This is a genomic window from Enterobacter sp. DN (assembly GCF_046054285.1).
Taxonomy (GTDB): domain Bacteria; phylum Pseudomonadota; class Gammaproteobacteria; order Enterobacterales; family Enterobacteriaceae; genus Enterobacter; species Enterobacter hormaechei_C.
This window is the reverse complement of record NZ_JBJJTG010000005.1, coordinates 1-22315: the sequence shown is the minus strand read 5'-3', so window position 1 is coordinate 22315 and position 22315 is coordinate 1. Positions and strand designations below refer to the sequence as shown.

Here is a 22315-nt window from a genome sequence, read left to right as displayed (position 1 = left end):
TGCTCGTCGTCTTAGGTTACTGATCTTCGCCGTAACCGAGGCTGCGCAGCGCACGCTCATCATCGGCCCAGCCAGATTTCACTTTCACCCACAGTTCCAGGTGAACCGGTGCTTCAAACATGTCCTGCATGTCTTTACGGGCTTCGATTCCGATAGTTTTGATCTTGGCGCCTTTATTGCCGATCACCATCTTCTTCTGCCCTTCACGCTCAACGAGGATCAGACCGTTAATATCGTAGCCGCCACGCTCGTTGCTCTGGAAACGCTCGATCTCCACCGTCACAGAGTACGGCAGTTCAGCGCCCAGGAAACGCATCAGCTTCTCACGGATGATTTCAGACGCCATAAAACGCTGAGAGCGATCGGTGATGTAGTCTTCCGGGAAGTGATGAGTCGCTTCCGGCAGATGCTTGCGCACGATACCCGCAATGGTATCAACGTTCAGACCCGTTTCCGCAGACAGCGGGACGATGTCCAGGAAGTTCATCTGGCTGCCCAGCCATTGCAGGTGCGGCAGCAGATCGGCTTTTTCCTGCACGTTGTCCACTTTATTGACTGCGAGGATCACCGGCGTTTTGCCGTCGCGCAGCTTATTAAGGACCATTTCGTCGTCCGGCGTCCAGCGGGTGCCTTCCACAACGAAAATCACCAGCTCTACGTCGCCAATGGAGCTGCTCGCCGCCTTGTTCATCAGACGGTTGATGGCGCGCTTCTCTTCCATGTGCAGGCCCGGTGTATCGACGTAGATCGCCTGATACGCGCCTTCAGTATGGATACCGACGATGCGGTGACGCGTGGTCTGCGCCTTACGCGAGGTGATAGAAATCTTCTGCCCAAGCAGATTATTCAGCAGGGTGGATTTGCCAACGTTCGGACGTCCGACGATGGCAATAAATCCGCAATAGGTTTTGTCGATGCTCATTCCAGCTCCAGCATTTTTAACGCCTGTTCGGCGGCAGCCTGTTCAGCCTTACGACGGCTTGAACCCGTGCCGACCACCGGTTCACTCAGGCCACTGACCTGGCAATGGATGGTAAATTCCTGATCGTGGGCTTCGCCACGCACCTGCACCACCAGATAGGATGGCAGCGGCAGATGACGACCCTGCAAATATTCTTGCAGACGCGTTTTAGGATCTTTTTGTTTATCGCCCGGGCTGATTTCGTCCAGGCGGGTCTGATACCAGTTAAGGATCAGCTTTTCTACGGTCTGGATATCGCTGTCCAGGAACACGCCACCGATCAATGCCTCGACCGTATCGGCAAGGATGGATTCACGACGGAAACCACCACTTTTCAGCTCACCTGGCCCCAGACGCAGGCATTCACCCAGCTCAAATTCGCGTGCGATTTCAGCGAGGGTATTGCCGCGCACCAGCGTGGCGCGCATGCGGCTCATATCACCTTCGTCCACACGCGGAAAACGATGATAAAGCGCATTTGCAATCACGAAACTTAAAATAGAGTCGCCTAAAAACTCGAGACGCTCATTATGTTTGCTGCTGGCACTGCGATGGGTTAATGCCTGTTGCAACAACTCCTGATGATGAAAAGTGTAGCCCAGCTTCCGTTGAAGCCGATTAATTACGATGGGGTTCATGCGATACCAATAAATGAATGCGTCAAAAATGCAGCACACGAAACCGACCTGAGAAAACCAACGCGGTTTCGTGTGCCGTGGCACCCTTGCAGGGCCAACCTTAAACTTCGGGGGAATATTCTATACACAACGACAGGGGATGTCGTTAGTTCAAAGAGATTTATCGCTGAAATAATTCACGTAGCGGCGAATAAAAGCCGCTACGTGTTATTTTTGGCGAAAATTAATGAATTCCGCCAATACGATTCAGGCGAACGCCGGTCGGCCACTCGCCTTCCTGCTTCTCAAAACTCATCCAGATAGCGGTTGCTTTACCGACCAGATTCGCTTCCGGCACAAAGCCCCAGTAACGGCTGTCCGCAGAGTTATCGCGGTTGTCACCCATCATGAAGTAGTGTCCCGGCGGCACAATCCAGGTCGCCAGCTGTTGGCCTGGCTGCTGGTAGTACATTGCCAGCTGATCCTGTGCGATGGGCACGGTCAGAATGCGGTGAGTAACATCGCCCAGCGTCTCTTTGCGTTCAACCAGACGAATGCCATTCTCTTTGGTTTCACCTTTTGGCACCTGGAAGAATCCGCTGGTCGCTTCACCGCCGTTACGGCGGGCGAAGGTCTGCACAAAATCAGCTGGCTCAACGTTGGAGTAAGTGACTGGCAGCGCATTTTCACATGCGGTGCCAGAGCTACAGCCTGGCTGAATGGTCACCTCTTTCGCCACCGGATCGTAGGTCACTTTATCGCCCGGCAGACCTACCGCGCGTTTAATATAATCCAGCCGCGGGTCTTCCGGATATTTAAACACCACGATGTCGCCACGTTTCGGATGACCCGTTTCGATCAGCGTTTTCTGATAGATCGGATCTTTGATGCCATAGGCAAACTTCTCAACCAGAATGAAATCACCGATCAGCAGCGTTGGCATCATCGATCCTGACGGGATCTGGAACGGTTCATAGATAAATGAACGCACCACCAGCACAATCGCCAGCACCGGGAATACCGATGCCCCTGTTTCCAGCCAGCCCGGTTTTGGGCCGACTTTTTTCAGGGTTTTCGCGTCCAGCGCATCGCCCGTGGCTGCCTGCGCGGCAGCCTGACGTTCACGGCGTTTTGGGGCGAAGATAAACTTATCGAGGCACCACAACAGACCTGTCACCAGGGTAGCGATGACCAGGATCAGGGCAAACATGTTCGCCATGCCAACTCCTTAAGGTTATTTACCGTTACCGTCTTTACCAACATGAAGGATGGCAAGGAATGCTTCCTGCGGCAGCTCAACGTTACCGACCTGCTTCATACGCTTCTTACCTTCTTTCTGCTTCTGCAACAGCTTTTTCTTACGGCTGACGTCGCCGCCGTAACACTTAGCCAGAACGTTTTTACGCAGCTGCTTCACGGTTGAACGGGCAATGATGTGGTTACCAATGGCCGCCTGAATCGCAATGTCAAACTGCTGACGCGGGATCAGATCTTTCATCTTCTCAACCAGCTCACGACCACGGTACGGTGCGTTATCATTGTGGGTGATCAGCGCCAGCGCATCCACACGCTCGCCGTTGATCAGCACGTCCACACGAACCATGTTCGAGGCCTGGAAGCGTTTGAAGTTGTAGTCCAGCGACGCATAGCCACGGGAGGTAGACTTCAGACGGTCGAAGAAGTCGAGCACCACTTCTGCCATCGGAATTTCATAGGTCAGCGCCACCTGGTTACCGTGGTAAACCATGTTGGTCTGCACGCCACGCTTCTCAATACACAGGGTGATCACGTTACCGAGGAACTCCTGCGGCAGCAGCATGTGACACTCTGCGATAGGCTCGCGCAGTTCCTGAATATTATTCAGCGGCGGGAGCTTGGACGGGCTGTCGACGTAGATCACCTCTTTCGATGTGGTTTCTACTTCGTAGACAACCGTCGGGGCGGTGGTGATCAGATCCAGATCGTATTCACGCTCCAGACGTTCCTGAATGATCTCCATGTGCAGCAGACCGAGGAAACCACAGCGGAAGCCAAAGCCCAGCGCCGTTGAGCTTTCTGGCTCGTAGAACAGGGAGGCATCGTTGAGGCTCAGCTTTCCGAGCGCATCGCGGAAGTTTTCGTAATCGTCAGAGCTGACCGGGAACAGACCCGCATAAACCTGCGGTTTCACCTTTTTGAAGCCTGGCAGCGCTTTATCTGCCGGGTTACGTGCACCGGTCAGGGTATCACCCACCGGCGCGCCGAGGATGTCTTTAATGGCACAGACCAGCCAGCCCACTTCGCCGCATTTCAGTTCGGTACGGTCAACCTGTTTTGGCGTGAAGATGCCCAGACGGTCAGCGTTGTAGACCTGGCCGGTGCTCATGACCTTGATTTTGTCGCCTTTACGCATTGTGCCGTTTTTAATACGCACCAGCGAGACAACGCCGAGGTAGTTATCAAACCAGGAGTCGATGATCAGCGCCTGTAGCGGCGCATCCGGGTCGCCTTCCGGCGGCGGAATATCACGCACCAGACGTTCCAGTACGTCCGGAACACCGACACCGGTTTTCGCCGAGCAGCGCACTGCATCGGTCGCATCAATACCGACGATGTCTTCAATCTCTTCCGCTACGCGCTCAGGATCGGCGGCTGGCAGGTCGATTTTATTCAGAACCGGCACCACTTCGAGATCCATTTCCATGGCGGTGTAGCAGTTTGCCAGCGTCTGGGCCTCTACGCCCTGCCCGGCATCCACCACCAGCAGCGCGCCTTCGCAGGCCGCCAGCGAGCGTGACACTTCATAAGAGAAGTCAACGTGCCCTGGGGTGTCGATAAAGTTCAGCTGATAGGTTTCACCATCGGAAGCTTTATAGTCGAGCGTCACGCTCTGCGCTTTGATGGTAATACCGCGTTCGCGTTCCAGGTCCATGGAGTCCAGAACCTGGGCTGCCATTTCACGATCAGACAGGCCACCGCAAATCTGGATAATACGGTCAGACAGCGTCGACTTACCGTGGTCAATGTGAGCAATGATCGAAAAGTTACGTATGTTCTTCATATAGTTAAATAATTATGCCTTACGAATTCCTGGAGGCCGCTGTTCTTAGCCTGACGTTTTTCAGTGCGAAAACGCAGCATTCTACACTACATCCTCGTCAGCTGGAAATGCACTTAGAGCCAGGTATAGCGCGAAGAGACGGCGTTTTCTTTATTGCGATGTAAATAATAATAAAGCCCGGCAGATTACCGGGCCTCAGAAGAGAGCGTCTCAACACGAAGTTGGTCGGGTGCCAGTGCAACGCTGAGGATAACGGGCTGCCACGCTTCCCGGGCGGCAAGCCTTGGGGAAACGCCTTTAGCAAGCCAGAACCCGCCCACGCCGCCCAAAGCGGCACCGCACATGGCGGCCAAATCTGTGCCGAACAGCATCTGGAAAACCCCGCCCATCACGAACAGACCTGCCAGCGGAGAAAGGTAAACCAGCATGGCGGAAGTGAGCAGGCTACCTTCAGCGATGCCCAGCTCCACTTTTTGCCCTGCCACCAGCGGCTGATCGCTCGGCACAGCAATAGTGTGCGACGTTTGCGGCCCCAGCTTATTCAACACGCGGCTGCCGCAACCGGCTCGCGAAGCGCAGCTGCTGCATGATGCTTTAACGTCACAGCTGACAAGCGCTACGCCATCCTTCCAGGATACGACCGTGGCCCACTCTTTAATCATTGCGCAGCCCTGAATTTAATGCTGTCTGAAATACGTTTTGCCGTTGGCGGCGGTAATTCACCGACAATGGTAATTTCCGCATTATCGCGCACCGTCGTGCTGACCGTCCGGCGACCGGTACGGAGCATCTGTTCGGAACTGTTCGCCGTAGCGCGATTGATATTCACCGAGAAGCTAAACAGCCCATCGGAATAGAGTCGCGACTCAACCGGTGTTTCGATGGTTGGGAGCTGGCGACGGCTGCTGGAAACTTCGCTGAACCCTTGCGGGATCCAGGATGGTACCCAGTTAAAATTGACAGAATCGCCGGCAGGCACGGAAAGCAAAGGCGGCAGGCTGGCTTTGGCCAGATTCTGCATGCTGTTGCCAACCTGACTGTTCACATCGAAGGAGATCACGCGGAACTGCTCCAGCGTCTCACCGTCGCGATCGAGCAGATCAACGCGCATCGGCAGCTTCGTCTCTGCGTCAATCCAGACGATATAGCTGTAACGTGTCCCATCCCGCGCAACAACGCGGATCACTTCGCACAGCCTGTCGGCAATACGCGTTCGCCCCACCGAGATAAAATCATAGTAGGGGGCGAGACGTTTAAAATCAGTGTAAATGAGCGACGGCAGGGAATCAACGATGTAGTCACCATTGAGCGTAAACGGCTCAAGGCCTGGCTCGAAATAGCTGATTTCGTTCCCACGCTGGACCACTTCCCGACGCGGGCCATCCATCTGTAAAAGCTGGGCGAGCGGCTGGTTATCAAGGCGGGCGTGGCGATAGCGTAACGATTCGACACCCTGCTTATTGATGCTGATAAATGCCAACTCGTAATTGAGTGACTGGCTGGCCAGATTCATTTGCTGCAACAACGCCCCGGATGAAACATCAGCCGAGGCGTTAGCAGAGAAGAACAGGCTACCCGCCATCAAAGACATGGCGAACCAAAGTTGCTTCATTACTGCGATTGCGTTCCTAAAGTTTGGTTTCCTGGCACCTGCACAGCAGCCTGCTGGGTTTGGGCCTGCTCAAACTGAAGCTGCTCGGAGTGCAGACGGCGCTGCAACTCGTAATCCTGCAACATCGCATTAATGCGACGGCGCTGCTCCTGTACCTGCTGTTGCTGTCCGCCGCTTGCGGAGGCATCTGCCGGTACGCCCAGGCTAACCGGGCTGGCTTTACCCATCATCGGCAGCGTATTGAACACTGGCGCTTCAGGCTGCTGATTGGCTTCAGACTGAGTATTATAGTGCTGGACCCCAACGATAACTGCAAGCGATACGCACGCAGCGACCCCCATTTGGGTGAGCTGGCTGGCCCATGGACGCACCTTGTGCCAGAACGGCATTTTCTGCCATTGGTGAGGTGCAGGCTGCGCTTCAGGAATCAGCGGCGTGGTCTGATGAACAGGTTCGTTCTCAATGGCCGCCATAACGCGTGCTGAGATATCGAAATGGAGAACCTCGCTGGTATCACCGCGCAGAGAGTCGCGGATAAGATGATAGCTTTCCCAGGTCTGTTGCATTTCGGGAGAATGAGACAACTCATCGAGCAGCTCATTATCCAGCGTTTCACCATCCATTAAAGCGGAAAGTTTTTCTTTCTGCATGCCTAATACCTTTTCCAGTATCCCGCTATCGTCAACGCCTGATAAGCGGTTGAACTTTATTATCAATGGCTTCTCGCGCACGGAAAATTCGTGAACGAACCGTGCCGACCGGACAATCCATGATGGCGGCTATCTCTTCATAGCTTAGGCCATCCAGCTCCCGTAACGTAATTGCCATGCGTAAATCTTCCGGGAGCGACTCGATCGTGCGAAAAACGATTTGTCTCAGTTCTTCTGACAACATTAAGTTCTCAGGGTTCGAAATTTCTTTCAGCGCGCCGCCACTTTCGAAGTTTTCTGCGTCGATAGCGTCGACATCACTTGAAGGCGGACGACGGCCCTGAGCAACCAAATAATTCTTAGCCGTATTGACTGCAATACGATACAGCCAGGTATAAAAAGCACTATCCCCCCGGAATGAATCCAGCGCGCGATAGGCCTTAATAAAAGACTCTTGCACCACATCAGGAACATCGCCTGACGGTACATAGCGGGAAACCAGACTCGCTACCTTATGCTGGTAGCGCACCACCAGTAGGTTAAAAGCTTTCTGATCTCCCTTCTGGACCCGTTCAACCAGGACCTGGTCCGTTAACTGCTCGCTCATCCGAGGTAATGTCTCCCCAAACCAAATTCCACGCGTTATCGAAACGCCACTCTAACAACATTGCACTTTGAGCAAGCACCGAATTAGAGTGTCTGTTCTTCAATAAGTTCCGTAACGCCTTTGTTTTTGTTCATCGCGCCGCAGACCGTTCATTTTCTCTCATTATAAGTCTGTTCACGATACGCACCCGCTTTCTGACAAGAATCATCAACTTTATCGTCAGAAGAGTAACGCAACACAGGCTTTATTTCACCACAAAATCTGAAGCTAACGATCTGCTTCGCAAAATATTTCCGGCCATTTAGCGCAGATTTAACTTCTGGCCTTCCGTTTAGTCATTGCAACACACATCAAAAAAAACGTGCGATATCTCGCATCACAATGCTATTCTCCCCACACCATGTTTAGTAAATTAAACAAACATCATGAACACGACGCCTGAACTTCATTGTGATGTACTGATCATCGGCAGCGGTGCTGCCGGCCTCTCCCTCGCGCTGCGCCTGGCGGAACATCAGAACGTAATCGTGCTGAGTAAAGGGCCGATGAGCGAAGGTTCCACCTTCTATGCACAAGGCGGTATTGCCGCCGTGTTTGATGAAACGGATAGTATAGCCTCGCACGTAGAAGACACCCTGATTGCCGGTGCCGGGATCGTGGATGAGCATGCCGCAGAGTTCGTCGCCAGCAATGCCCGCCACTGCGTGCAATGGCTTATCGATCAGGGCGTGCTGTTTGATACGCATGTTCAGCCTAATGGTGAAGAGAGCTATCACCTGACCCGTGAAGGCGGGCACAGCCACCGCCGTATTCTGCACGCTGCTGATGCAACCGGAAAAGCGGTTGAAACCACGCTGGTCAGCAAAGCCCTCAGCCATCCTAATATTCGGGTGCTGGAGCGCAGCAACGCCGTCGACCTGATTATTTCCGATAAGATTGGCCTGCCCGGCACGCGCCGTGTTGTCGGCGCATGGGTGTGGAATCGGAATAAAGAGAAGGTGGAAACCTGCCAGGCAAAAGCCGTTGTGCTGGCGACTGGCGGCGCCTCCAAGGTTTACCAGTACACGACTAACCCGGATATCGCCTCCGGAGACGGTATCGCCATGGCCTGGCGCGCAGGCTGCCGCGTGGCGAATATGGAGTTTAATCAGTTCCATCCTACCGCCCTGTTCCACCCGCAGGCACGTAACTTCCTGTTAACTGAAGCGTTGCGCGGCGAAGGCGCGTATCTGAAGCGTCCGGACGGTTCCCGGTTTATGCCGGACTTCGACCCCCGAGGTGAACTTGCCCCGCGGGATATCGTGGCCCGCGCCATTGACCACGAGATGAAGCGGCTTGGCGTCGACTGTATGTATCTGGACATTAGCCATAAACCGGAAGACTTTATTCGCCAGCACTTCCCGATGATTTATGAAAAGCTGCTGAGTCTGGGTATTGATTTAACCCGCGATCCGGTGCCGATTGTTCCTGCCGCCCACTATACCTGTGGCGGGGTGATGGTTGACGATCATGGTCGTACCGACGTGGATGGTTTGTATGCGATCGGCGAGGTCAGCTACACCGGCCTGCATGGTGCGAATCGCATGGCCTCGAACTCGCTGCTGGAGTGTCTGGTGTATGGGTGGTCGGCGGCGGAAGATATTACCAAACGCATGCCCTATGCACGTCCGACAACACACCTGCCGGCATGGGATGAAAGCCGGGTAGAAAACCCGGATGAACTGGTGGTTATCCAGCATAACTGGCACGAGCTGCGGCTTTTCATGTGGGATTATGTCGGGATTGTACGCACAACGAAGCGTCTGGAACGCGCGTTACGCCGCATCATGATGTTGCAGCAGGAAATTGATGAATATTACGCCAACTTCCGCGTTTCTAATAATCTGCTGGAGCTGCGCAACCTTGTGCAGGTTGCCGAGCTGATTGTGCGCTGTGCGATGATGCGCAAAGAGAGCCGTGGCCTGCATTATACGCTGGACTATCCCGAACCGCTTGAAACGTCCGGCCCGTCGGTGTTGACGCCGCAGATTCACATAAACAGATAAAAGGCCTGGGTCAGGGCAGTGTAATCTTCGGAATAACGCTGGTCTGGCCCACGAATGACCATCCTGTCGATAAAGCACTCCCCCTCTTTCGGCGAGAGCGCCAGCAACACGCGGTGCGGTAAGCGTCCTTCCGTATCCGAAATATCGGTACGAAGGCGCAGATTCCAGCCGATTTCCCGTGCGATCTCAATGAAGGTATTACCCGTGCTTTCAGGCAAGACCACGCAGAAAAATCCCTCTTCCGAGATGAGCTCCGCCGCACTGGTCAGTAGCGCCTTGTGATCGAGCGAGCCGGTGTAACGTGCCTGCTCGCGTTCCGGCGTTCCACATTCCACGCCTGGCGTGAAATACGGCGGATTGCTGACAATCAAATCGTAACGCGCGGTCTGCTCCGGCGCCCAGGTCAGGACATCGGCGCATTCTACCCTGATGCGTTCTGCCCACGGAGAGTCAGCAGCGTTTTCACTTGCCTGCCGGGCCGCCTGAGGATCAAGCTCAACGGCGTCGATCGTGACGTGTTCTTCCGTTCGCTGCGCCAGCATCAGCGCCTGAAGTCCGCTGCCCGTACCAATATCCAGAATGCGTTTTACACCTGCGACAGGCGCCCATGCACCCAGTAAAATACCGTCTGTACCGACTTTCATCGCACAACGATCGTGCGCCACAAAAAACTGTTTAAACGTAAAACCATCGCGGCGCAACTGCGCTTTGAGTTGAGACATGTCCGGGCAACCTTCTGAGTGAAACTGGAGTAGCATAGGGGAAAGCGAAGTGGTCGAAAAGCGATATCCATACAAACAGATGAAGATTACAGCCGTAACGTCTATAATCAGCGCCCCACACAGAGGTAGAACATGACTGTAACGACTTTTTCCGAACTTGAACTCGATGAAAGCCTGCTCAATGCCCTTGAGAGCAAAGGCTTTACACGCCCGACCGCCATTCAGGCCGCGGCCATTCCGCCTGCGCTTGAGGGCCGCGATGTGCTCGGTTCTGCGCCAACCGGCACGGGGAAGACAGCAGCCTACTTGCTGCCTGTGTTGCAGCATTTGCTCGACTTTCCGCGTAAAAAATCAGGCCCGCCGCGCATTTTGATCCTGACCCCGACCCGTGAACTGGCGATGCAGGTTGCCGAACACGCGCGTGAGCTGGCGGCGAACACCCATCTGGATATCGCGACCATCACTGGCGGCGTAGCGTATATGAACCACGCCGAAGTGTTCAGCGAAAACCAGGATATCGTTGTCGCGACGACAGGCCGTCTGCTGCAATACATAAAGGAAGAGAACTTCGACTGCCGCGCGGTGGAAACGCTGATTCTCGATGAAGCTGACCGCATGCTGGACATGGGCTTTGCCCAGGATATCGAACACATCGCGGGTGAAACGCGCTGGCGTAATCAGACAATGCTGTTCTCGGCAACCCTTGAAGGGGATGCCATTAAAGATTTCGCCGAACGTCTGCTGGAAGATCCGGTGGAAGTGTCCGCTACGCCATCGACGCGTGAGCGTAAGAAGATCCACCAGTGGTATTACCGCGCAGATAACCTGGAGCATAAGGTTGAGTTGTTGAAACACCTGCTGAAGCAGGAAGAGGCAACCCGTACCATCGTCTTCGTACGCAAACGTGAGCGCGTGCATGAGCTGGCAGAAATGCTGCGCAATGCCGGTATCAACAACTGCTATCTCGAAGGTGAAATGGCGCAGGTTAAGCGTACCGAAGGGATTAAGCGCCTGACTGATGGCCGCGTGAATGTGCTGGTTGCCACCGACGTTGCCGCGCGCGGGATCGACATCCCGGACGTGAGCCACGTGATCAACTTTGATATGCCGCGCAGCGGTGATACTTACCTGCACCGTATTGGTCGTACCGGCCGTGCGGGCCGCAAAGGTATTGCTATCTCTCTGGTAGAAGCGCACGACCATCTGCTGCTACAGAAAATTGGCCGCTACGTTGAGGAGCCGCTGAAAGCTCGCGTGATTGACGGACTTCGTCCGACCACACGTGCGCCGAGTGAAAAAATGACGGGTAAACCGTCCAAGAAAGCGCTCGCGAAACGTGCTGAGAGAAAAGAGAAAGAAAAAGAGAAGCCGCGCGTTAAACAGCGCCACCGCGATACCAAAAATATTGGTAAGCGCCGTAAGCCAAGCTCTGCTGCGTCAGAGACAAAAACGGAAGAGTAAAAAAAAGCCGGGACATTCCCGGCTTTTTTATTCCTCCCCCAAAGCTGAAACCTTACAGGCTTTCAGTAAAGGTACGCGCGATAACATCGCGCTGCTGTTCCGGGGTCAGAGAGTTGAAACGCACCGCATAGCCAGACACACGGATGGTCAGCTGCGGGTATTTTTCCGGGTGCTCAACGGCATCCATCAGCGTTTCGCGACGCAGGACGTTAACGTTCAGGTGCTGACCACCTTCCACGCGAACTTCTGGCTGCACTTGCATTGGGATTTCACGGTATTCAATTTCGCCCAGTTTGCTCACCGGAACGATTTCGTCTTCCGCAAAACCTGCTTTCGCTACTACACAGCGCGCTTCGTTTTTCTCGCTGTCCAGCAGCCAGAAAGAGTTCAGCAGATCGTCATTTGCAGCTTTAGTAATCTGGATACCTGTAATCATGTGTTGCCTCCCTTAGGCTACATTAACTGATGCTGGCCTTTTGCGGCCAATTGGTAAAACCATTGTTTGTTGTGTGTATATATAACATTCAGACCCGGGTGGTTTATTGATTTAAATCAACAAAACCACCAACCACACAAAGAGTGTGGCCTGTATTTTTTGTTTTAGATCAATTTTAAAAGTTTACCAATTCAACTTATCCAGCCTGGTTTTCAACATAAATTGAGTCACTTAGCCTGGTTTTCCGCGGGTAATTTTGCTCATTGGTGTTTAACAGGTAAGCTAGACACAGAATGAGATTCGCAGGAGAGCGAGATGACAACACCTTTAACCTGGCATGACGTGCTGGCAGAAGAGAAGCAGCAGCCCTATTTTATTAATACCCTCAGTACCGTTGCGGCTGAACGGCAGGCCGGCCAGACAATTTATCCGCCGCAGAAAGATGTGTTTAACGCCTTCCGCTACACCGAACTGAGTGATGTAAAGGTGGTTATCCTGGGGCAGGATCCGTACCACGGCCCGGGGCAGGCTCACGGACTGGCATTTTCCGTGCGTCCGGGCGTGGTAATCCCCCCTTCTCTGCTGAATATGTATAAAGAGCTGGAAGGAACGATTCCTGGTTTCACCCGCCCTAATCACGGTTATCTGGAAAGCTGGGCGCGCCAGGGCGTGCTGTTGCTGAATACCGTATTAACTGTCCGGGCGGGTCAGGCACACTCCCACGCCAGTCTGGGATGGGAAACCTTTACCGATAAGGTTATCAGCCTGATCAATGAGCATCGTGAAGGCGTCGTGTTTTTACTCTGGGGTTCGCATGCCCAAAAGAAAGGGGCGATTATCGATCGTCAGCGTCATCACGTGCTGAAGGCACCGCACCCGTCACCGCTGTCTGCGCATCGCGGTTTCTTTGGCAGTAATCATTTTGTTCTGACGAATGAGTGGCTGGAAAAGCGTGGCGAAAAGCCGATTGACTGGATGCCTGTGTTACCGGCAGAGAGCGAGTAGGGTTTGAATGTGCCGGGTCAGGCCCGGCACATAAAAGGCTTATGCCTTGTTCTGACGCCACCATTCCGCCAGCAGCACGCCGGTCGCAACGGATACGTTCAGGCTTTCAACGTTGCCAGTGCCGTCGATAGAGACGCTCAGGTCAGCGCTGGAGAGTGCCGCATCAGACAGACCATCACGCTCCTGACCTAACACCAGCACCATTTTGCGCGGCAGCGTCGCTTTAAACAGCGGCGTAGCGGCACGGCTTGAGGTGGTGACAATGGTGTAGCCCGCTTTACGGAATTGCTCAAGGGCTTCCAGCACGCTGTCGCCGGTGATCGGCTGAACGTGCTCTGCACCACCTTCCGCGGTTCGGATTGCCGCACCGGATTCCAGCAGTGCGGCATCCTGCAACAGAACGCCTTTCACACCAAAGTGCGCGCAGCTACGCATCATAGCGCCCAGGTTATGCGGGTTACCCACATCTTCCAGCGCCAGCACGCAGTCATCGGCATCCGCCTGGCTGACCCACTGCTGCACGGTAGTGCCGTTACGTTTTTTGATCAGGAAGCAGACGCCGCCGTGGTGTTCAGTCCCGGACGCTTTTGTCAGCTCGGCATCGTCAACCACGTGATAGGCTTTACGGTTCGCCGCCATCCAGCGCAGCGCTTCTTTAAAGCGTGGGGTCACGCTCTGAATAAACCATGCACGAACAATACACTCCGGGCGGCTCTGGAACAGGGCCTGACAGGCGTTCTCACCGTAGACACGGGTCTCTTCCGCACGCTGACGACGCAGCACTTCCGGATCGATAAAGCTTTTTCCGCTGATACCGCCGTGATCGGCTTTTTCGGTCGCCTCTTCACCGGGCGCGCGAGAAACGGTACGCCATGGCGATCCACCGTCACGGACAACATCATCGCGTTTACGATCGTCACGCTTACGGTCATCACGTTTGCGGTCATCGCCGCGGTTATTTCTGTCATCGCGGGCGGGGCGACGGCCACCGTCTGCACGAGAAGACGCCGGACGCCCGCCACCTTTTCCGGTACGCGGATTTTGGGTGCGTTTATCAGAGTCATCATCACTGCGGACATACATCACTTTGACCTTGCCGCTTTTGTTTTTCATTTCGTCGTTCATGCTTTTCTCCACCAGCGCTGCGCGAAGCGCGCAGATTACCCGATGTGCAAGCTCATAGCCATAATTTCGTACAAAAGCCTGTGACTATTGTTCCCATTGAATAAAACGCATTGTCGTTTCATACAAGCTCACTGATAATATGTAACATATCAGAAACATTATCGGCGTTCTGCCGTTGTTCCACGGCTCTATCAGAGGTTAGTTATGAATACCGTATGTGCCAACTGTCAGGCTGTAAACCGCATTCCGGACGATCGGATGGATGACGGTGCGAAATGCGGGCGTTGTGGCCACGAATTATTTGATGGCGATGTCATTAACGCAACGGGTGCTACGCTGGACAAACTCCTCAAGGATGATCTGCCTGTTGTGGTCGATTTCTGGGCACCGTGGTGCGGCCCCTGCCGTAACTTTGCGCCCATCTTCGAAGACGTGGCTGAAGAGCGCAGCGGGAAAATGCGTTTTGTCAAAGTGAATACCGAAGCGGAACGTGAACTCAGCGCCCGTTTTCGCATTCGCAGCATTCCAACCATTATGATTTTCAAAAATGGTGAAGTGATCGATATGCTCAATGGTGCAGTACCGAAAGCGCCTTTCGACAGCTGGTTAAACGAATCCCTGTAACATTCACGGGGCATATCTTGTGCCCCGTTCTCTCCTCTGCGAAAATGGGGTTTTTCCTGCCTTTTCGTCCATGACTGATAACGCTGTACTTCAATTACGCGCCGAGCGCCTTGCGCGCGCCACCCGCCCTTTTCTGGCCCGAGGCAATCGTATTCGCCGCTGCCAGCGCTGCCTTTTACCGCTGAAAGTGTGTCTGTGCGAAACGCTTGCACCGAGCGAGGCGAAAAGCCGCTTTTGTCTGGTCATGTTCGATACCGAACCGATGAAGCCCAGCAACACGGGGCGTTTGATCGCCGATATTCTGCCCAACACCGCAGCGTTTCAGTGGTCGCGCACTGAGCCACCTCAGGCTCTGCTCGACCTGGTGGCAAGCCCGGACTATCAGCCCATGGTCGTTTTCCCGGCATCATATGCAGGCGAACAACGTCAGGTGCTTACGGCGCCACCATCCGGTAAGCCGCCGCTGTTTATTATGCTCGACGGCACCTGGACCGAAGCGAGAAAGATGTTTCGCAAAAGCCCTTACCTTGATGCGCTGCCGGTGATTTCCGTCGATCTGTCGCGCGTTTCGGCCTATCGCTTGCGTGAAGCGCATGCCGACGGTCAATATTGCACCGCTGAAGTCGCTATTGCGCTACTGGATCTGGCGGGCGATACCCAGGCGGCCGGCGCGCTGGGCTCCCACTTCTCCTGCTTCCGTGAACGTTATCTTGCGGGAAAAACCGTTCATAAGGGTAGCGTCACAGCAACAGAGACAGAAAGCGTTTAAAATCATCAGGTCGCTTGCATTCACGGGAGGCCTGCATGAGCCAGAGAGGGTTAGAAGCGCTACTCCGTCCTAAATCCATTGCCGTTATTGGCGCCTCGATGAAACCGGACCGCGCAGGGTATCTGATGATGCGTAACCTGCTGGCTGGCGGGTTTAACGGCCCGGTCATGCCCGTTACGCCCGCTTATAAGGCGGTACAGGGGGTACTGGCGTGGCCGGATGTGCAGAGCCTGCCTTTCGTTCCCGACCTCGCCGTGCTCTGTACACATGCGAAACGAAACCTCGAACTGCTTGAGTCGCTCGGTCAGAAAGGCTGTAAAACGTGCATTATTCTTTCCTCGCCTCCTGAACAGCAGCCCGAACTGCTGGCCTGCGCCAGCCGCTACCAGATGCGCATTCTTGGTCCAAACAGCCTCGGTCTGCTTGCGCCCTGGCAAGGGCTGAATGCCAGTTTTTCCCCGGTTCCGATCCGCAAAGGCAAACTGGCCTTTATTTCGCAGTCGGCTGCGGTATCCAATACCATCCTCGACTGGGCACAGCAGCGTGAGATGGGTTTTTCCTACTTCATCGCTTTGGGCGACAGCCTGGACATTGACGTCGATGAGCTGCTGGATTTCCTGGCGCGTGACAGCAAAACCAGCGCTATCCTGCTCTACCTTGAACACCTGAGCGACGCCCGTCGTTTTGTGTCGGCGTCACGTAGCGCATCGCGAAATAAACCGATACTGGTCATCAAAAGCGGGCGCAGCCCTGCGGCTCAGCGCCTGCTACATTCCCGTTCAGGGATGGATCCCGCATGGGATGCAGCGATCCAGCGCGCCGGTTTACTGCGGGTACAGGATACGCACGAGCTTTTTTCCGCCGTCGAAACGTTAAGCCACATGCGCCCCCTGCGCGGTGAAAAGCTGATGATTGTCAGCAACGGTGCCGCTCCCGCCGCCCTGGCGCTGGACGAGCTCTGGCTACGCAACGGCAAGCTGGCCACGCTGGGTGAAGAGACGCTCCAGCGCCTGCGGGACGCGTTACCGGGAAGCGTTGTTCCCGATAATCCCCTCGATTTGCGCGATGATGCCAGCAGCGATCGTTACATTAAGGCGATCACGATTTTGCTCGATAGCCAGGACTTTGATGCGCTGATGATTATCCATTCGCCCAGCGCGGTTGCTCCAGGCAGCGAAAGTGCGCGTGCGCTGATTGAGGCAGTCCGAAACCATCCCCGCGGCAAATACGTTACCCTGCTGACCAACTGGTGCGGCGAGTTCTCCTCCCAGGAGGCACGGCGTCTGTTTAGTGAAGCCGGGTTACCAACCTACCGTACCCCGGAGGGCACCATTACCGCGTTTATGCATATGGTTGAATACCGCCGCAACCAGAAGCAGCTGCGTGAAACGCCTGCCCTGCCGGGCAATCTCACCGCAAATTCGGTGGATGTGCACAGGCTTTTGCAGCAGGCCATCGAAGAGGGCGCCGCTTCTCTTGACACACATGAGGTGCAACCCATTCTTGGCAGTTATGGAATGCAAACCCTGCCTACCTGGATTGCCGGCGACAGCGCTGAGGCGGTACATATCGCTGAGCAGATTGGTTATCCGGTCGCGCTGAAGCTGCGCTCTCCCGATATTCCGCACAAATCGGATGTGCAGGGCGTCATGCTGTATCTGCGCACCGCGACAGAAGTGCAACAGGCCGCGGATGCCATTATCGATCGCGTAAAAATGACGTGGCCACAGGCCCGGATCCACGGCCTGCTGGTGCAGAGCATGGCCAACCGTGCAGGTGCGCAGGAGCTACGCGTGGTTGTCGAACACGATCCGGTTTTTGGTCCGCTCATTATGCTGGGTGAAGGCGGCGTTGAGTGGCGGCCAGAAGAACAGGCGGTTGTCGCGCTTCCTCCTCTAAACATGAACCTGGCGCGTTATTTGATTATTCAGGCCATCAAAAGCAAAAAAATCCGCGGGAGAAGCGCTCTGCGGCCGCTTGATATCGCCGGGTTAAGCCAGTTTCTGGTGAAGGTCTCCAACCTCATTGTTGACTGTGCGGAGATCCAGCGCCTGGATATCCACCCCCTTCTTGCCTCCGGAAATGAATTTACCGCGCTGGACGTGACGCTGGATATTGCGCCCTTTATCGGTGATCGGGAAAGCCGTCTCGCCATTCGTCCTTATCCTCTTCATCTTGAAGAGTGGGTGGAGATGAAAAATGGGGAGCGGGCGCTGTTTCGCCCTATCCTGCCGGAAGACGAGCCGCTGCTGCGGGCGTTCATCTCGCAGGTGACGAAGGAAGATTTGTACTATCGCTATTTCAGCGAAATCAATGAATTTACCCACGACGATTTAGCCAATATGACCCAGATCGACTACGATCGAGAAATGGCGATTGTGGCGGTCCGCCGTTCCGGAGCGGGAGAGGAGATCCTCGGCGTGACGCGTGCCATTTCCGACCCGGATAATGTGGATGCGGAGTTTGCCGTACTGGTGCGTTCCGATCTTAAGGGTTTGGGGTTGGGCAGACGGCTGCTCGAAAAACTCATTGGTTATACGCGCGATCACGGATTGTCACGCCTGAATGGCATTACTATGCCAAACAATCGGGGTATGGTGACCCTGGCGCGGAAGCTCGGTTTTGACGTTGATATCCAGCTGGATGAAGGCATTGTCTCTCTGTCCCTCAGCCTGATTTCGACGGATAAACAAGAGTAAGCTGCTGGAAATGTTACCCACTTTTCGCGGCACTGGGGTATCATTGTCCGCTTATGTTGTTTGCCTGGTACAGACAACCCTTCAATGAACAGAGAAGAAACGCACTGTGATGTTGTCAAAATTTAAGCGTAATAAACATCAACAACACCTTGCTCAACTACCGAAGATTTCTCAGTCAGTTGATGATGTAGAGTTCTTTTATGCTCCCGCTCATTTCCGGGAGACGCTTCTTGAAAAGATTGCCAGCGCTACGCGACGTATTTGTATTGTGGCGCTCTATCTTGAACAAGATGAAGGTGGGCGTGCGATCCTGAACGCGCTCTATGAAGCGAAACGTCAGCGTCCGGAACTGGATGTTCGCGTGCTGGTTGACTGGCACCGCGCTCAGCGCGGCCGTATTGGTGCCGCTGCCTCGAATACCAATGCTGACTGGTATTGCCGCACGGCCCAGGAAAATCCGGGTATTGATATCCCGGTGTATGGCGTACCGGTGAATACCCGTGAAGCGCTTGGCGTTCTTCATTTTAAAGGATTTATCATTGATGACAGCGTCCTTTATAGCGGTGCCAGCCTGAATGATGTGTATCTCCATCAGCTCGATAAATACCGTTACGATCGCTACCATCTGATCCGCAATCCGCAGATGGCCGACATCATGTTCAACTGGGTTGATAAAAACCTGGTTCATGGCCGGGGTGTGCACCGTCTTGACGATCCTCATCGTCCGAAAAGCCCGGAAATCAAAAACGACGTTCGCTCCTTCCGCCAGGAACTGCGCGATGCGGTTTATCGTTTTCAGGGGGATGCCAGTAATGAAGAACTGTCCGTTACGCCTCTGGTAGGCCTGGGAAAATCCAGCCTGCTGAACAAGACCATCTTCCATTTGATGCCGTGCGCGGAGCATAAGCTCACCATCTGTACCCCGTACTTCAACCTTCCCGCCGTTCTGGTGCGTAATATCATTCAGCTGCTGCGTGATGGTAAAAAGGTGGAAATTATTGTCGGGGATAAAACGGCAAATGACTTTTTCATTCCGGAAGATCAACCTTTCAAGATCATCGGCGCACTGCCTTATCTCTATGAGATTAACCTGCGCCGCTTCCTGAGCCGTTTACAGTACTATGTGAACACGGACCAGCTGGTTGTGCGTCTCTGGAAAGATGAAGACAACAGCTATCACCTCAAAGGAATGTGGGTGGATGATGAGTGGATGCTGCTGACCGGTAATAATCTCAACCCACGCGCCTGGCGTCTGGATCTGGAAAACGCCATCCTTATTCACGATCCTCAGCATGCGTTAGCCGCGAAACGCGATCGTGAGCTGGAGCTTATACGCACGCATACTACAGTGGTTCGTCATTATCGCGATCTGCAAAGCATCGCTGATTATCCGGTGAAAGTTCGCAAGCTGATTCGCCGTCTACGTCGGATCCGTATCGACCGCCTCATCAGCCGCATTCTGTAATACACGAGCCCTGTCATCGACGGGGCTTTCTTATGGAGTCTGTTAATGCGTACGCCTTTCCTGATAATCCCTCTTTTCCTGACCGGTTGCAGCCATATGGCTAATGATAACTGGTCGGGTCAGGATAAAGCTCAACACTTTCTGGCGTCTGCAATGTTGTCCGCTGCGGGTAATGAATATGCGCTGCACCAGGGTTATAGCCGGGATCGAAGTGCCACAATGGGGCTGATGTTCTCCATCAGCCTGGGGGCATCAAAAGAACTTTGGGATAGCCGCCCCTCGGGAAGCGGCTGGAGCTGGAAAGATTTTGCCTGGGACGTAGCCGGGGCAACAACCGGCTACGCCGTCTGGCAGATGGCGCATTATTAAAGGCGGATACCTTTTCCTTTACGATGCAGCATCAGGGAGACAATAAACGCCAGCGCCCCCATGATGGTGACATACCAGAAAAAGGTCGATTCACTGCCCCATGACTTAAGGGATAGCGCGACATACTCTGCCGAACCGCCGAACAGGGCGTTAGCGACCGCATAAGAGAGGCCTACGCCCAGCGCCCTCACCTGTGCGGGAAACATTTCCGCTTTCAAAATGCCACTGATTGCCGTGTAAAAACTAATAATAATAAGTGCCACCATAATCAAAGCGAAAGCGGCATAGGGAGAGGTTGTATGCTGTAGCGCCGTCAAAAGCGGAACAGTCCCCAGGGTGAGCATGCCACCAAAGATCAGCATGGAGGTGCGGCGACCTATTTTGTCCGACAGCGCGCCAACAATCGGCTGTATGAGCATAAAGACCAGTAACGCCACCGTCATGACGACGCTCGCAACGTTAGCATGCATGCCCGTGGTGTTGACCAGATATTTTTGCATATAGGTGGTGAAGGTATAGAAGCTTAGCGAGCCTGCGGCGGTAAAGCCTAATACCATCAAAAACGCTTTGCGGTTTCGCCACAGCCCTTTCATCGAACCGGCTTCTTTCAGCGCCCTGACCTCCTGCTGGGAGGTTTCATCAAGCTGACGGCGTAACCACAGCGCCACAACCGCCAGGGCAGCCCCCAGGGCAAACGGGATGCGCCAGCCCCAGGCGCGTAAATCTTCATCGCTAAGGATTTGTTGAAGGATCACCACAACCAGTAACGCCAGCAGCTGACCGCCAATGAGGGTTACATACTGGAATGATGCATAGAAACCTTTGCGCCCTTCAACAGCTACTTCGCTCATGTATGTCGCGCTGGTGCCGTATTCGCCACCCACTGACAGCCCCTGGAACAGGCGTGCCAGCAGCAACAACGCCGGTGCCCATGTTCCGATAGTGTCATATCCGGGCAGGCAGGCAATCACCAGCGAGCCGACGCACATCATGCATACGGAGATGAGCATGGATGTCTTGCGCCCTTTCCTGTCCGCGATCCTGCCGAACAGCCATCCGCCAATGGGACGCATCAGGAACCCGGCGGCAAAAACGCCTGCGGTTTGCAGAAGCTGCGTTGTAGTGTTCCCTGACGGGAAGAAGATATGTGCAAAGTAGAGTGAACAAAATGAATAGACGTAAAAATCAAACCACTCTACAAGGTTCCCCGATGAAGCTCCAACGATTGCCCAAACCCGACGGCGAGTATCCTTGCCTGCTAAACTTGTGTTATCCGTATCTGCACTGGCTACGGTTTCTGTCATTTTAAAATCCCCTGTCTCACATTGCGGGCCATTGCCCACAAACAGTAAAACCGGATTTAAAACGAATCGTTAGGTAAATAAAATGTTTCCAATATGTTTCATTGGATTTTGTGAACTCGATCAGGTATCGAATTATTAGCGGACGTAGTAATTATCCCCACGCTTGCTGGTGAGCCTTTTTTCGCTGCAAATAATCTTCATCAGCACGAATTTTATCCCACCACGTTTTGAACACCGCAGCGGCTTCTGCTTTTACTGGATCGTGATCGAGGGGTTTGACCTGGCGCTTCTCATCATACTTTTTACCGCCTTTATGATTGGCGTATCGCCGGGCACGGGTGTATCCCATCTGTATGAATTTACGCGCCATATCCATGCCGACAAAATCGTTTTTCCTGCGGTATTCTTCAAAAAGGGCGTAGATCTCTTCTGCCGAACGCGCTGCGACTTCAGCATTTTTATAACGCCAGTGCGGCAGGATTTCGCTTTTATAAGGCTCGACCATCAATACGCCCTGCTCACCCCGGCCCACCTGATACCGTTCGGGATGTTCGCGAAAATTAATATTGGCAAAATCTTGTTGATAATCAAAGGGACGAGTCAAAGCGGCACCATTGTTAAAATTGTTTTAACAATTGTAGGCCGGATAAGGGGAAGCCGCCATCCGGCATGTTTTCCACGTACAAAGCAAAAAACCCCGCACCTTACGGTACGGGGTTCTTCTTAATTGATGCCTGGCAGTTCCCTACTCTCACATGGGGAGACCCCACACTACCATCGGCGCTACGGCGTTTCACTTCTGAG

The 22315-nt window shown here is 54.0% G+C and carries 21 protein-coding genes; 8 read left to right on the top strand and 13 right to left on the bottom strand.

The window, feature by feature from the left end:
• Nucleotides 1-16: 16 nt before the first annotated feature.
• The 8 genes from era to rpoE all read right to left on the bottom strand — a co-directional run bounded on the left by era (nt 17) and on the right by rpoE (nt 7487).
• The gene (era, locus tag ACJTMZ_RS13300) at nt 17-922 is read right to left on the bottom strand and encodes a GTPase Era (protein ID WP_003860709.1); all 906 of its coding nucleotides are present in this window, start codon (nt 920-922) and stop codon (nt 17-19) included.
• Nucleotides 919-1599, bottom strand: coding sequence for a ribonuclease III (gene rnc, locus ACJTMZ_RS13295; RefSeq protein WP_003860711.1), 681 nt, complete (start codon nt 1597-1599; stop codon nt 919-921). Before rnc ends, era begins: the two co-directional genes overlap by 4 nt.
• Nucleotides 1600-1822: 223 nt before the next feature.
• Nucleotides 1823-2797: a signal peptidase I gene (lepB, locus tag ACJTMZ_RS13290; RefSeq protein WP_006811565.1), complete on the bottom strand. Its 975-nt coding sequence runs from the start codon at nt 2795-2797 to the stop codon at nt 1823-1825.
• A 15-nt stretch (nt 2798-2812) separates the two neighbouring features.
• Nucleotides 2813-4618: a translation elongation factor 4 gene (gene lepA, locus ACJTMZ_RS13285; protein WP_003860714.1), complete on the bottom strand. Its 1806-nt coding sequence runs from the start codon at nt 4616-4618 to the stop codon at nt 2813-2815.
• Nucleotides 4619-4803: 185 nt separating this feature from the next.
• Nucleotides 4804-5280, bottom strand: a complete 477-nt coding sequence (rseC, locus tag ACJTMZ_RS13280) for a SoxR-reducing system protein RseC (protein ID WP_252010747.1) — start codon at nt 5278-5280, stop codon at nt 4804-4806.
• Complete coding sequence (rseB, locus tag ACJTMZ_RS13275; RefSeq protein ID WP_003860717.1) at nt 5277-6230, bottom strand: sigma-E factor regulatory protein RseB; 954 nt, start codon at nt 6228-6230, stop codon at nt 5277-5279. The genes rseC and rseB overlap by 4 nt, the downstream gene beginning before the upstream one ends.
• Nucleotides 6230-6880, bottom strand: coding sequence for an anti-sigma-E factor RseA (gene rseA, locus ACJTMZ_RS13270; protein WP_015572138.1), 651 nt, complete (start codon nt 6878-6880; stop codon nt 6230-6232). Before rseA ends, rseB begins: the two co-directional genes overlap by 1 nt.
• A gap of 31 nt (nt 6881-6911) precedes the next feature.
• Nucleotides 6912-7487 carry an RNA polymerase sigma factor RpoE gene (rpoE, locus tag ACJTMZ_RS13265; RefSeq protein ID WP_006176728.1) on the bottom strand — a complete coding sequence of 192 codons (576 nt, stop codon included), beginning with the start codon at nt 7485-7487 and terminating at the stop codon, nt 6912-6914.
• Nucleotides 7488-7912: 425 nt separating this feature from the next.
• Between rpoE and nadB the strand changes: the two genes are divergently transcribed.
• The gene (nadB, locus tag ACJTMZ_RS13260) at nt 7913-9532 is read left to right on the top strand and encodes an L-aspartate oxidase (protein WP_252010748.1); all 1620 of its coding nucleotides are present in this window, start codon (nt 7913-7915) and stop codon (nt 9530-9532) included.
• On the opposite strand, the gene trmN is transcribed toward nadB, so the two are convergent.
• Complete coding sequence (gene trmN, locus ACJTMZ_RS13255) at nt 9517-10254, bottom strand: tRNA(1)(Val) (adenine(37)-N(6))-methyltransferase TrmN (protein WP_213811350.1); 738 nt, start codon at nt 10252-10254, stop codon at nt 9517-9519. The two genes, nadB and trmN, sit on opposite strands and share 16 nt — an antisense overlap.
• A gap of 132 nt (nt 10255-10386) precedes the next feature.
• Between trmN and srmB the strand changes: the two genes are divergently transcribed.
• Nucleotides 10387-11715 carry an ATP-dependent RNA helicase SrmB gene (gene srmB, locus ACJTMZ_RS13250; protein WP_003860725.1) on the top strand — a complete coding sequence of 443 codons (1329 nt, stop codon included), beginning with the start codon at nt 10387-10389 and terminating at the stop codon, nt 11713-11715.
• A gap of 52 nt (nt 11716-11767) precedes the next feature.
• On the opposite strand, the gene grcA is transcribed toward srmB, so the two are convergent.
• Nucleotides 11768-12151, bottom strand: coding sequence for an autonomous glycyl radical cofactor GrcA (gene grcA / locus ACJTMZ_RS13245; protein WP_003860727.1), 384 nt, complete (start codon nt 12149-12151; stop codon nt 11768-11770).
• A gap of 315 nt (nt 12152-12466) precedes the next feature.
• Here grcA and ung point away from each other — a divergent pair, with 315 nt between their 5' ends.
• Nucleotides 12467-13156: a uracil-DNA glycosylase gene (gene ung / locus ACJTMZ_RS13240; RefSeq protein ID WP_252010749.1), complete on the top strand. Its 690-nt coding sequence runs from the start codon at nt 12467-12469 to the stop codon at nt 13154-13156.
• A gap of 39 nt (nt 13157-13195) precedes the next feature.
• On the opposite strand, the gene ACJTMZ_RS13235 is transcribed toward ung, so the two are convergent.
• A complete protein-coding gene (locus tag ACJTMZ_RS13235) occupies nt 13196-14281 on the bottom strand; it encodes a tRNA/rRNA methyltransferase (RefSeq protein ID WP_017383555.1) in 1086 nt (361 codons plus the stop codon).
• A gap of 204 nt (nt 14282-14485) precedes the next feature.
• Here ACJTMZ_RS13235 and trxC point away from each other — a divergent pair, with 204 nt between their 5' ends.
• The 5 genes from trxC to ACJTMZ_RS13210 all read left to right on the top strand — a co-directional run bounded on the left by trxC (nt 14486) and on the right by ACJTMZ_RS13210 (nt 20207).
• A complete protein-coding gene (gene trxC, locus ACJTMZ_RS13230) occupies nt 14486-14905 on the top strand; it encodes a thioredoxin TrxC (protein WP_032649129.1) in 420 nt (139 codons plus the stop codon).
• Between the two features lie 70 nt (nt 14906-14975).
• Complete coding sequence (tapT, locus tag ACJTMZ_RS13225) at nt 14976-15674, top strand: tRNA-uridine aminocarboxypropyltransferase (protein ID WP_015572132.1); 699 nt, start codon at nt 14976-14978, stop codon at nt 15672-15674.
• A 35-nt stretch (nt 15675-15709) separates the two neighbouring features.
• Entirely contained in the window at nt 15710-18373 is a 2664-nt protein-coding gene (locus ACJTMZ_RS13220) for a bifunctional acetate--CoA ligase family protein/GNAT family N-acetyltransferase (protein ID WP_040118000.1), read from the top strand.
• Between the two features lie 109 nt (nt 18374-18482).
• Nucleotides 18483-19838: a CDP-diacylglycerol--serine O-phosphatidyltransferase gene (gene pssA, locus ACJTMZ_RS13215; protein WP_026094276.1), complete on the top strand. Its 1356-nt coding sequence runs from the start codon at nt 18483-18485 to the stop codon at nt 19836-19838.
• 45 nt (nt 19839-19883) lie between these two features.
• A complete protein-coding gene (locus tag ACJTMZ_RS13210) occupies nt 19884-20207 on the top strand; it encodes a YfiM family lipoprotein (RefSeq protein ID WP_003860739.1) in 324 nt (107 codons plus the stop codon).
• Here the strand turns inward: ACJTMZ_RS13210 and ACJTMZ_RS13205 are convergent.
• Both ACJTMZ_RS13205 and ACJTMZ_RS13200 read right to left on the bottom strand, forming a co-directional pair.
• Nucleotides 20204-21511 carry an MFS family transporter gene (locus ACJTMZ_RS13205; protein WP_017383558.1) on the bottom strand — a complete coding sequence of 436 codons (1308 nt, stop codon included), beginning with the start codon at nt 21509-21511 and terminating at the stop codon, nt 20204-20206. The two genes, ACJTMZ_RS13210 and ACJTMZ_RS13205, sit on opposite strands and share 4 nt — an antisense overlap.
• A gap of 151 nt (nt 21512-21662) precedes the next feature.
• Nucleotides 21663-22115: a DUF4385 domain-containing protein gene (locus ACJTMZ_RS13200; protein ID WP_032619240.1), complete on the bottom strand. Its 453-nt coding sequence runs from the start codon at nt 22113-22115 to the stop codon at nt 21663-21665.
• Nucleotides 22116-22315: the final 200 nt, after the last annotated feature.